This is a genomic window from Flavobacterium sp. GNP008, from assembly GCF_056428965.1.
In genome coordinates this window covers 663,139-674,900 of record NZ_JBWJVL010000001.1, presented here as the reverse complement: position 1 = coordinate 674,900, position 11,762 = coordinate 663,139, and the positions used below count along the sequence as shown (strand labels likewise).

The 11,762-nt window shown below is 34.0% G+C and carries 14 protein-coding genes; 7 read left to right on the top strand and 7 right to left on the bottom strand.

Annotated elements, in window-relative coordinates:
* The first annotated feature begins 147 nt into the window (after positions 1–147).
* From trmB to AC0608_RS03050, 6 genes are all read left to right on the top strand, one after another.
* Complete coding sequence (gene trmB, locus AC0608_RS03075; RefSeq protein WP_417959394.1) at positions 148–825, top strand: tRNA (guanosine(46)-N7)-methyltransferase TrmB; 678 nt, start codon at positions 148–150, stop codon at positions 823–825.
* A 47-nt stretch (positions 826–872) separates the two neighbouring features.
* Entirely contained in the window at positions 873–1,508 is a 636-nt protein-coding gene (locus AC0608_RS03070) for a LysE family transporter (protein ID WP_417958840.1), read from the top strand.
* Between the two features lie 51 nt (positions 1,509–1,559).
* Positions 1,560–1,889 (top strand): MGMT family protein, encoded by a 330-nt coding sequence (locus tag AC0608_RS03065; protein WP_417958839.1) that lies wholly within the window; start codon positions 1,560–1,562, stop codon positions 1,887–1,889.
* Between the two features lie 205 nt (positions 1,890–2,094).
* Positions 2,095–3,222: an Mrp/NBP35 family ATP-binding protein gene (locus AC0608_RS03060; RefSeq protein ID WP_478288084.1), complete on the top strand. Its 1,128-nt coding sequence runs from the start codon at positions 2,095–2,097 to the stop codon at positions 3,220–3,222.
* A 67-nt stretch (positions 3,223–3,289) separates the two neighbouring features.
* Entirely contained in the window at positions 3,290–3,529 is a 240-nt protein-coding gene (locus AC0608_RS03055; protein WP_073205171.1) for a NifU family protein, read from the top strand.
* A 229-nt stretch (positions 3,530–3,758) separates the two neighbouring features.
* On the top strand, positions 3,759–4,076 hold the full coding sequence (locus tag AC0608_RS03050) for a 2Fe-2S iron-sulfur cluster-binding family protein (RefSeq protein ID WP_417958837.1): 318 nt from the start codon (positions 3,759–3,761) through the stop codon (positions 4,074–4,076).
* Between the two features lie 32 nt (positions 4,077–4,108).
* On the opposite strand, the gene AC0608_RS03045 is transcribed toward AC0608_RS03050, so the two are convergent.
* From AC0608_RS03045 to AC0608_RS03030, 4 genes are all read right to left on the bottom strand, one after another.
* Positions 4,109–5,005, bottom strand: a complete 897-nt coding sequence (locus AC0608_RS03045; RefSeq protein WP_417958836.1) for a serine/threonine protein phosphatase — start codon at positions 5,003–5,005, stop codon at positions 4,109–4,111.
* 239 nt (positions 5,006–5,244) lie between these two features.
* Positions 5,245–5,568: an SGNH/GDSL hydrolase family protein gene (locus AC0608_RS03040; protein WP_478288083.1), complete on the bottom strand. Its 324-nt coding sequence runs from the start codon at positions 5,566–5,568 to the stop codon at positions 5,245–5,247.
* 341 nt (positions 5,569–5,909) lie between these two features.
* Positions 5,910–6,692: a DUF3050 domain-containing protein gene (locus AC0608_RS03035; protein WP_478288082.1), complete on the bottom strand. Its 783-nt coding sequence runs from the start codon at positions 6,690–6,692 to the stop codon at positions 5,910–5,912.
* 91 nt (positions 6,693–6,783) lie between these two features.
* Positions 6,784–7,962, bottom strand: a complete 1,179-nt coding sequence (locus AC0608_RS03030; protein WP_417958832.1) for an acyl-CoA dehydrogenase family protein — start codon at positions 7,960–7,962, stop codon at positions 6,784–6,786.
* A 322-nt stretch (positions 7,963–8,284) separates the two neighbouring features.
* On the opposite strand from AC0608_RS03030, the gene AC0608_RS03025 reads away from it, so the two are divergent.
* Positions 8,285–9,589 (top strand): TlpA family protein disulfide reductase, encoded by a 1,305-nt coding sequence (locus AC0608_RS03025; protein ID WP_478288081.1) that lies wholly within the window; start codon positions 8,285–8,287, stop codon positions 9,587–9,589.
* Positions 9,590–9,645: 56 nt separating this feature from the next.
* Here AC0608_RS03025 and AC0608_RS03020 read toward each other — a convergent pair whose 3' ends face one another.
* The 3 genes from AC0608_RS03020 to AC0608_RS03010 form a co-directional block, all read right to left on the bottom strand.
* Positions 9,646–10,353 (bottom strand): tRNA1(Val) (adenine(37)-N6)-methyltransferase, encoded by a 708-nt coding sequence (locus tag AC0608_RS03020; RefSeq protein ID WP_478288080.1) that lies wholly within the window; start codon positions 10,351–10,353, stop codon positions 9,646–9,648.
* Between the two features lie 108 nt (positions 10,354–10,461).
* A complete protein-coding gene (gene rimM, locus AC0608_RS03015; RefSeq protein WP_417958829.1) occupies positions 10,462–10,986 on the bottom strand; it encodes a ribosome maturation factor RimM in 525 nt (174 codons plus the stop codon).
* Between the two features lie 15 nt (positions 10,987–11,001).
* Positions 11,002–11,562 (bottom strand): 30S ribosomal protein S16, encoded by a 561-nt coding sequence (locus AC0608_RS03010; RefSeq protein WP_417958828.1) that lies wholly within the window; start codon positions 11,560–11,562, stop codon positions 11,002–11,004.
* Between the last annotated feature and the right edge of the window lie 200 nt (positions 11,563–11,762).

The following is an 11,762-nucleotide window of genomic DNA, read 5'->3' as shown; positions in this document are numbered from 1 at the left end:
AACTATTGGTAATTGGGGTTTTAAATAGTTTTTTTTGTTTGAAAGTAGTAGAGAAAAAGTTTCTTTTGAATGATTTTTTTCATTTTTTTACCTGTTACACATTCGGTCTTATATATTTCCTTAATTTTGCCGAAATATTTTGAAAAAGTGGGAAGCAAAAATAAATTAAAAAGATTCAAAGAAAACGAGACATTCAATAACGTTTTTCAACCAACTAGAGAAGATGTAGTAGGGGATTTATTTCCACTTAAAGGGAAATGGAATTCAGAATTCTTCAAAAATGAAAATCCTTTGATACTTGAATTAGGATGTGGAAAAGGGGAGTATTCTGTAGGTCTTGCTGAAAGATACCCCAACAGAAACTTTGTGGGTATTGATATAAAAGGCGCTCGTTTCTGGCGTGGTGCTAAAACTGCAGTAGAAACGGGATTGTATAATGTGGCTTTCATCAGAACCCAGATTGAATTAATCAATCATATTTTTGCTGAAAACGAGGTAGACGAAATCTGGATTACTTTCCCGGACCCGCAAATCAAATACAAACGAACCAAACACAGAATGACCAACTCAGAGTTTTTACAGTTGTATAAAAAAATTCTGAAAAAAGAGGGGATCGTAAATTTGAAAACAGACAGTGAGTTCATGCATGGATACACTTTAGGATTGTTGCATGGAGAAGGGCATGAAGTTTTGTACGCCAATCACAATGTTTATGTAAATGAAGGGAGTCCGGAAGAGGTAACTGCTTTTCAGACTTTTTATGAAAAACAATATTTGGAAATTAATAAAGCAATTACGTATATTCGATTTAAAATTAAAGAATAGTTTTCTATTTGAGATAGATTTCTTTTTTTGATACTTGTACTAAGTCTATGAATTTAATCATTTCCTTGTTTTTGGGTTTTATTACGGCTTTTGTAGGGATTACGCCTCCGGGATTAATTAATATGACAGCAGCTAAAGTTAATCTCAAGGAAGGAAAAAGAAGTGCTTATTGGTTTGTTCTAGGAGCCGTTTTTATAATTTTCTTTCAGGCTACGCTCGCCATCTTGTTTGCCCAATTCATAAAAGAGCATCCAGATGTTATTGTTTTACTTCGTGAAGTGGGTTTTGCTATTTTTTCCGCGCTTACCATCTATTTTTTGTTAATTGCTAAAACACCAAAAAAGAGAAAAGGTAAAATAAAAAAAAAGAGTACTTCCACCCGTTTTTTTCTTGGAATGTTGCTTTCTGCTCTTAATTTTTTTCCCATTCCGTATTATGTTTTTGTAAGTGTCACTTTAGCGTCATACAATCTGTTTTATTTTGATACAACTCATGTTTTTGTTTTTGTAACAGGAGTAGTACTGGGTTCTTTTTTGGTGTTTTATTGTTACATTACTTTCTTTCAAAAAATTCAAGATAAAACGGATTATTTCTTGCGCAATATGAACACTATTATTGGCAGCATAACGGGTTTTATATCATTAGTTTCTTTAATCAATATTATACGGTATTATCTGAGGTAGTTTTTCTGGAGGATATAATACTTATACACGCTTTTTATTACAGTCATAATTATGTCCAATGATAATTTTTTTGAACGGGTATACGCCGTTGTCCGACAAATACCTTATGGAAAAGTTACTTCGTATGGAGCTATAGCAAAGGCATTAGGTACAGCACGATCTGCCAGGATGGTGGGTTGGGCAATGAATGCCTCCCACAGTCTCGAGGATGTTCCAGCGCACCGTGTGGTAAATAGAAAAGGATTACTCACAGGTAAACTTCATTTTGATGGAACTAATCTCATGCAGCAATTACTAGAAAACGAGGGGTTAATTATTATTGATAATCAAATTATGGACTTTGAAAAACATTTTTGGCAACCGGAAGTTCGTTTAGAATAATAAGATGCCATTTTAGCCTTTGTACGAGTGTTTTAATACTATAAACATCCAGTTATCCTATAATCAGTATCAATTTTCGCATCAATAAATGCGATGCAAATCTTTTATAATAAGAACTTTTCATAGTATCTTTGTAATCTGAAATCAGTTTAAATAAAGATAATATTCGGGTATTAAAATGCCAATAGAAAACAGTAAACTAAAAATGAAATTAGACAGAAAAGATATTCTTAAAGCTTTAGAAACGATTACTATAGCTGGAGAAGGAAAAAATATGGTTGAAAGTGGTGCAATAGCAAACGTAATTACTTTTGGCGATGAGGTTGTTGTAGATTTAGTATTGCACACACCGGCGATGCACATTAAAAAACGTGCTGAAGACGATATCAAAAAAACAATTCTTGAATTAGTATCTCCGGATGCTAAAATCAAAATCAATAGTAAAGTTGAGGTTCCGGACAAACCAGAAATCAAAGGGAAATCAATACCAGGAATAAAAAATATCATAGGCGTTGCTTCTGGTAAAGGTGGAGTAGGGAAATCTACTGTAACTGCAAATCTGGCAGTAACACTAGCTAGAATGGGATTTTCAGTAGGAATACTGGATGCTGATATTTATGGGCCGTCTATGCCAATCATGTTTGATGTAGAAAATGAAAAACCTGTTTCTGTAACAGTTGATGGAAAATCAAAAATGAAACCCGTTGAGAGCTACGAAGTTAAAATTCTTTCGATTGGATTTTTCACGGCACCTAGTCAAGCGGTAATATGGAGAGGACCAATGGCTTCAAAAGCGTTAAACCAAATGATTTTTGATGCAGATTGGGGAGAATTGGATTTTATGTTAGTTGATTTGCCTCCAGGAACAGGAGATATTCACCTTTCTATTGTACAATCATTACCAATTACAGGTGTTGTCATTGTGAGTACTCCTCAAGCAGTCGCTTTGGCCGATGCTAAAAAAGGAGTTTCCATGTTCTTGTCAGAAGCTATTAATGTTCCTGTTTTAGGAATTATTGAGAACATGGCGTTCTTTACACCCGAAGAATTACCAGAAAATAAATATTACATCTTTGGAAAAGAAGGGGCTAAAAATCTTGCAGAAGATTTAGAAGTACCGTTCCTTGGTGAAGTACCAATCGTGCAATCTATTCGTGAAGCAGGAGATTACGGTCGTCCGGCAGCGATGCAAACAGGTTCCGTTATCGAAACTGTTTTCGAAGAAATTACCAGAAATGTAGTGCGGGAAGTAATTAGCAGAAACGAGAGTTTACCCGCAACTGAGGCTGTTAAAATAACAACCATGGCAGGTTGTTCAGCAGTAAAAAAATAAAAATTAGAAACTGAAAATGATTTTTAATCTTTCAATTTTCTAATTGTACAATCTTTAAATGAAGCAAATGACAACAGAAGAATTAACAATAGAAGTTCAAAAAGCACTTGAAGAAATCAGACCTTTTTTGAATTCTGACGGTGGTGACATCACATTGATTTCCATCGAGGACGATAAACACGTAAAAGTTCGTCTCGAAGGAGCATGTACTAGCTGCAGTGTAAACCAAATGACATTGAGAGCTGGCGTAGAAACCACCATCAAAAAGTTTGCTCCACAAATAGAAACTGTTGTGAATATTCTATAAATTTTTTGGGCGTGACGCTTTTAATAAAAAAAGCTGCTCGATATAATAGATGGTTGCGTTTTTTCTTAAAAGTATCGTTTTTTGAGAATTATGTGTAGGTGGTAATTTTTGTAATACAAAAAAATACCTGTCACCAGCTGTCCTCTTCTTAATCTCAAATCTCACGCACAAACAATACGCATTCCAAAAGTATACAATTGATTAACCAAGCAATTCCAAGTTTTAAAAAATGGATGTATTAATAAAGATTAAAGATCGTGAAGGAGTAGTACATGAATTACAAGCTCCTACAGATATGGCCATGAACATAATGGAATTGTGTAAAGCCTATGAACTTCCGGTAGAAGGCACCTGTGGCGGAATGGCCATGTGTGCTTCTTGTCAGTGTTATGTATTAAATAATGTTACATTACCAGAAATGGGAGAGGAGGAAGAAGCCATGCTTTCGGAAGCCTTTTATGTAAAATCAAACAGCCGTTTGGGTTGTCAAATCCCCATCACGGAAAGCTTAGAAGGACTAGAACTGGAGTTAGCTCCTGAAAATTAGATAATAAAAGTGAGTAGAAATTCTCATTTTTATTATTTATAATCCTTAAGGTTCGTCGGGCCTTCAAGTATTTCTTTAACAACTTGAAGAATACCATTTTCTTTTGTTTCTATTGACCATTTGATCAATGTGATCGTTCCATTTACAATCTCAATTCCGGTTATACTTCGGGGATGTACACAGCTACCGTCATTAAAATAGGGCGTTGATTTTTGATTTGGATATGAAAAACTAGGTCGGTGTGTATGACCCACTATGGTAATTTTGCGATTGTTGTTCTCAATCCATTTTTTGATGCGCAGCTCGATTTTTATACGTTCTATATAATTCTTAGCGGGACTTGTAGGGTCTGAAATTCCCCATATCTGTAAAGGTTTCCACAAGACACGCACCATAAATCGATTGATTTTCCATCCTATATAGTTCATGAAATCGGCTTGATGGCCATGAGTCAAAAACAGTTCTTGATGGGTTTCCTGATGAACTAAAACAAGGGCTTCGTGGCATTGTATGCCGGTAAACAAAGGTTCAATGGTGTCATTTTGTGTGTTTGTATAAGTGGTAAGCGTTTTCTCTACGTGGTCTTTATCTCGAAAAGTCATCTCATGATTGCCCCAAATTTTATGGTATCTTTTGGAGTCGTGGAATTTCTTTAGCAGAAGATACACGTTTTTGTGTGCTTCAAAAATGGTTTTAAAGAATATGTTTTCCCATAACTCATCACCGTCTCCCAGCTCACAATAGGCAAAACCATCGTTATAATATTGAGTCATTGCATGAAAATAGACATTACGATTGCTTGCAAAATCATCAGCAAAGCTGTTGTCACTTCTGTGGCAGTCGCTGAAAAGAATAAATTTTGATTGATCGTCAAAAGGTATTCTTTGGGCCTCTTTGTAAGCTCTTGTTAATCGTTCTTGGGAAGACATTTATTAATTTTAAAAAATAAAGATAAAAAAAATAGCGAAGTAAGTTCTTTTCTAAATTAAATACTTCCTTAAAAGAAGGTATTTTTAATTATTTAAAGCAGTTTCTGCTTTTTGTAAAATACGCTCTATAAATAAGGAATATGCTTCTTCAGAAGGATGTAATCCGTCTAGGGTTACAATGTTTATTGACTAAGCCTTGTCGGTTGATATCTGTTGTATTTATAAATACAACCATGTTGTCATGGCAATATTTTTGCAAAAGCATTATATGGATCAATTTCCGTAGAAATTTTCATTTGATTTACAGATCCTTGACCAAAAGGGATGTTGCCATAATCTGGAATAGAAACTACAATTACATTCGTTTTATCCCCTTTTGCAAGTGCAATAGCTTTATGGATTAATTCAGGAAATTCTTTTTCGAAGAATGAAAAAGGTTTGTTTTGGTACTGATTGTTTACACCAATTAGTATAAACAAGTCATAATTTGAAGAGCGGATCTGAGAGTTTATTGCTGCAAGTAGGTTTGTCGTAGTCCATCCTGTTTGCGCTGTGATTTTCAAAGAGTACGTATTTGTAGAATTGCTATTAGGTAGACTTTTCTTTAATAATTCAGGAAATCTACGTGTTTCATTAACAGACTATGTCTAATTGTGTAACTGTGGCCAAGTGTAAGGTAGTTTAAGATTGGTTTGTCCTTATGAGTAGAAAATTACGCTAGACCTGATCGCAGGAGCACTGATTGCTGGTTTTGGAGTTGTTCCTGTAACGGGATTGTCAGTACTGCAGCTCCAAGTAAAAAGTAGTAAAAAGAACGCAACTATTGGTTGGAATTGTTTTTCATTATTTTGAAATTAGATAGAAGTTCATTTCTAAATAATAGTTGCGTTTTTTTGGGTGAGTTCTATGCTAATTCTACTTTCATCATGATGGTTTCCTCGATGGCATCCCAAAGACCAATACGTTTTTCTAAAGCCAATTTCGAAATTTCCTCAACATCTGACCATTTTTGCGCATCTGTTCCACAAAGTTGTGTAATCATGTTCATTGCCATAGGACCGTGTTCATCAGCATCCAATTCGATGTGTCTTTCGAAATAATAAATAAGTTGTCTCAAATCCGTTTCAGGAAAATTTTCTTGAAAGTTTTTTAGGATTTCAGTGAACATGCTCGGAATCAAATCTTCTCTTCCAAAAGTAAAGGCAGCCGCAATTTCATGTGATTTTCCTTCTTCAATAACTCTAAAAGTGAAATCTAGAAAAGCTTTAATATTGGGGTGTAGATTACTTTTTTTAATAGCAACAAATATGTTTTTAAGTGAATCTACTTCTGACAGAAATTGTTTTATTCCTGCGGTATTTGCATTACAAGCTTCCATCGCTTCAATGTACATTTCGTAATGACTTGATCGTCGGCCGTCTAATGTCAAATCGGTCTCTTCAGCAAGTACAATTTCGTTAATCAGATATCTAGTTTCAGGGTTTTCTGTGGCAAACCAGGGTGTGGTTGTACAGGTTAACTTGGCCTGTAATGCCTTTAACAAGGACATGAAATCCCAAACGGCATAAATATGATTCTCCAAAAAACACTGTAAGTCTTCAACGGTTTTAACTTTTTTATATAAGGAATGTTGTAACAATAACTCTTTCTGAGGCTGAATGCTATTGTTGATTGTATCAATATTCATAGGTAATATTTTTATGTAAATATAAAAAAGCTTCCTGTTTCCAGGAAGCTTTTACTATCAATTTTACAAATACTTTAATAGTCGTTTAATTCTATTTGAAGGCTGCAATTCCAGTAATATCCATTCCTGTAATTAACAAGTGGATGTCGTGTGTCCCTTCATACGTAATTACAGATTCAAGATTCATCATGTGGCGCATAATTGAATATTCTCCTGTAATTCCCATTCCGCCTAACATTTGTCTGGCTTCCCGTGCAATATGTATTGCCATATCAACATTGTTTCTTTTGGCCATTGAAATCTGAGCTGTAGTTGCTTTTCCTTCATTTCTCAAAACGCCTAATCTCCATGTCAATAATTGGGCTTTTGTGATTTCAGTAATCATTTCGGCTAATTTTTTTTGTTGTAGCTGCGTTCCTGCGATTGGTTTGTCAAACTGAATCCTTTCTTTGGCGTATCGCAAAGCAGTATCGTAACAATCCATGGCAGCGCCAATAGCCCCCCAAGCTATACCATAACGTGCTGAATCAAGACAGCCAAGTGGTGCTCCTAATCCAGACTTATTAGGTAATAAGTTTTCCTTAGGAACTTTGACATTATCAAAAATTAGCTCTCCAGTAGAGGAGGCACGAAGTGACCATTTGTTATGTGTTTCCGGTGTAGAAAAACCTTCCATTCCGCGTTCTACGATTAAACCGTGAATTCTGCCTTCTTCATTTTTTGCCCAAACTATGGCAATATCAGCAAACGGTGCATTTGAAATCCACATTTTAGCACCATTCAGCAGATAATGGTCGCCCATATCTTTAAAGTTGGTAATCATACTTCCTGGATCTGAACCGTAATTAGGCTCTGTTAATCCAAAACAGCCCATGTATTCTCCCGTAGCTAACTTAGGTAAGTATTTTTTACGTTGTTCTTCATTTCCGTATTTCCAAATTGGATACATCACCAAAGAAGATTGTACGGATGAAGTGGAACGAACACCAGAATCACCGCGTTCTATTTCCTGCATGATTAAACCGTAGGATATCTGGTCTAAACCTGCACCACCATATTCTTCCGGAATATAAGGTCCAAAACCACCAATTTCACCCAAACCTTTAATAATTTGTTTTGGGAATTCTGCCTTTTGAGCATATTCTTCTATAATAGGAGATACTTCACGTTTTACCCATGCACGTGCAGATTCGCGCACTAGTTTGTGTTCTTCGGTTAGTAAATCGTCTAAGTTATAATAATCTGGAGCTTGAAATAAGTCTGGTCTCATGGTTAGGTGATTTTTATGTGATGCAAATTTACATAAAGAAATATAACAAAAGCATTAACAAATGTTATATTTTACAAATTCGATTCGTAATGAATTCGAGTCTCTAAAGTACGACTAAAGGTTCAATTAAATAGGAAACTATGAAATTTTGGGAATTGTGATAAAAACAAGTTTTTTACTTCTTGGAATAAAATTATTTGTTATTTAGATAATCATAAATTTGTAGGTTTGTATATTGGTAAAATTCTGTAATTTATACCTAATTTGCTAACGATTAGAATTAAATTATTGTATTTCATTAACTAAAAAGTTACCCTTAAACATGGATATGATCTTAAAGCGAATTACATTAATTCTATTTGGTTTGTTAGCACAAGTCTCAATTTCTCAAACAAAGCAAATAAAATTAAAGTTAACAAGTAATGCTAACACCTTTAACTTAAATCAGTATGAGTCGGATTTAAGACCTTTGTCCTATACTGATAATTTCATAGGGATCCCTCTGTTAGATTCCTTAAGGTTTCATTTCGTGGCAATTGATTATGTTCAAAATACTTTCGATCTGTTTAAAAATAATAAAATCGAAAAGAAAAGAGCGCTTGAATATTTTAGAAAATTAAAAATAGATACGCTAACCTTATCGCAAAAGAAAATTGATCAAGAACTAATTATACTAATAGGGTTTAAAAAGAATAAACAAATACTAATTGCAGATACCAATAAGAATAAGGATTTTAGAGATGAAATTAAATATGAATATGAAATAAATCAAAATGCTGACGAGGAGGAGGTTTTGGTGAATAGTTATTTACCTTCAGTTTATAAATTTGAGTATTTTGAAAATAATCAAATTAAAAATTTTGAAAGAAAGTTTATTTTATTACCTGATAGAGAGAATGCAATATCCCAAAAGATTAGTAAAGAAGATGTTTCTTATTTATCCTTTATTAAATTTGTAGATGCTTGGGTAGGTAAAGTAGATGGTTATGAATTTTATTTTTCTGATTTTCATGTTAAAAGTCAATTCTATGTTAAAGATAAAAACACTAATTTTTCTGCAGATTTTGTTTTTAATAATCAGTATAAATATTCCTTCAAAGATACAATTACTATTAATAATTCAAATTACACCATTAAAAGACAGTTAAAAATGGATTCTTTGTATCTAAATTCAATCAAAAAAGAGGCTGTGAAACGATTTGTAATTGGGAATAAAATACCATTACAGTATTCTTTTACAGGTTTAGATAACAATAATTTTATCCTTAAAGATGTTTTAAAAGATAAAGAATTTTTACTGTTAGAATTTTGGGGTACTTGGTGCGGACCTTGTGTAAAATTTAATCCACAAATTAAAGAATTTTATAATATAAACGAAAAAAAAATTAGTATTCTTGGCATTGCTGTTGATAAATCGAATGAAAAAGTATTAGAATATGTTATAAAAAATAATGTCAAATGGCAACAAGCTTTTATGAAATTAAACACTAGTAATAATTTTATAATGCAACTAAATATAAAGGCGTATCCAACAATCATTTTGCTAGATAAAAAAGGTGAAATTAAATTTGTTGGTGCTGGAGATAAGATTTCCTTAGAGTTGATTACTAAAATAATTGAGAAATAATTTGCGTTTTGGTGTTACATTTATTTAGAATCTTTCATTGTTCGCTTTTATGACACTTACATCTTTAAATAAAAATCCTTTGTCATTTCGATATATTCTGGGGTGTATTGGTGTCTTGAAGTTTCGATAATTAATTCATCAATTGTTATACTGGTATTTTCATTTCGACTAAAAGCCAATAAACTGCGCTTGATTTCGGTAGATGGAGTTCCTTTCACACGAGTGATTTTTAAAGGATATAATTCGAATGCTGCGGCTATAGCCAAGAAGTTTTCTTCTTCTTTAAAGGGAATTATGACAGAGAAAATACCGTTTTTAGAAAGTAGTAAAGCGGCCGCTTCGATTAAATCTTCAAAAGGCATTGCATCTGCAAAACGGGCTAAATCGCGTTGTTCGTTTTCAGATTTATAATCGTCAGTATAGAATGGAGGATTGGAAACAATTAAGTCGTATTCGTCTTCTGGCTCTTCTACAAACTCATCCAAACCGGCATGAAAACAAAATAATCGATCGCTCCATGGAGAGTTTTCAAAATTATCAACAGCTTGTTCGTAAGCTTGGTCGTCGATTTCTAAAGCGTCAATTTGTTCCGCGTTACTTCTTTGTGCAAGCATTAAAGCGATTACACCTGTTCCGGCTCCAATATCTAAAATGCTAAAGGGATCGTTTTTAATGGGTGTCCAGGCGCCAAGTAAAACACCGTCGGTTCCAATTTTCATGGCACAACGATCTTGTTGGATGGAGAATTGCTTGAATGAAAACATGAAGATTTAAGATTGTCTGTTAACGAGTATTGTTTTTAATCGCCTGTTCGCTAAAGTTCAGGTTAGATTTTGAGGAACGGAATACTAAAAAGGACTATGGTACACTAATTATAGGTACATTTCAATGAGTCCTTCGGGTAAATCCATGATGACTTTTTTGTTTTCTCTGTCAATTTTTATAAGAAAATGATCAATCATAGGGATAAGAATTTCTACATCGCCGTTAAGGACTTCAAATAAAGGTTGGGCAGTAGTGTCATTTATGGACTGGATTTTTCCAACAACACCTAGGCGTTTGTCTTCCACTTCAAAATCAATGACTTCGTGGAAGTAGAATTTGTTGCCAGTAAGTTTTGGCAACATATTTAAAGGAAGATAAATGGCGTTACCTATAATAGCATCGGCATCTTCTTCTGTATTCATATCTTCAAAACGAATTCTAAGAAAGTCGTTTTTGTGCAGGGAGCTGCTTTCAATAAAAAAAGGAACCAAGTGTTTGTTGCATTCAACAAACACTGATTCCAAGTTTTCGTATAACTCCGGTTCATCCGTGTCTAAATAGGCAAGAACTTCTCCTTTGAAACTAAATTTTTTAGCGATTTTACCTAAGTAGAAACAATCTTCTTTACGCATGTTCGCCTTCTAAAATTATGCTTCAGTTGTTTCGTTATTTTCTTCTGCAGCAGGAGCTTCTTCAGCTTCAACTTCAGCAACTTCTTCTTCAACAGCTGGAGTTGCAGCAGCAATAGCATCAGCTTCTGCTTGAGCAGCTGCAGCTAAACGTTTTGCATTGACATCTTGTTCTGCTTTGAAAGCTTTAGCTTTAACATCAGCTTGTGCTTTTGTTAAACCGTCTTTCTTAGCGTCAACTTTTCCAGATTTTGCATCTAACCAAGCATTTAATTTCACATCAGCTTGTTCTTGAGTTAAGGCACCCTTACGGATACCACCATCAAGGTGATGTTTCAATAAAGCACCTTTGTAAGAAAGAATTGCTTTAGCAGTATCTGTTGGTTGAGCACCATTGTGCAACCATTTTACTGCACTATCAAGGTTTAAGTCGATAGTTGCTGGGTTTGTATTTGGATTGTAAGTACCGATTTTTTCTAAGTATTTACCATCTCTTTTTGAGCGAGCATCAGCTGCTACAACCCAGTAAAAAGGTTTTCCTTTTTTACCGTGTCTTTGTAATCTAATTTTTACTGACATAATCTTGTGATTAAATTGTGAGGTACACGACCTCGATTAATTAAGGGTGCAAAGATACGTTTTTTATTGATTAATGCTAATTCGATAAATGTTTTAATCTTTACGAATGATTATAAGAACGATTTAGATGCGTTTTTTTTTTGAATAACTATTATTTTTGCGATAACAATTTTTTTGACAGCTCAAAAAGTGTTGTTTTG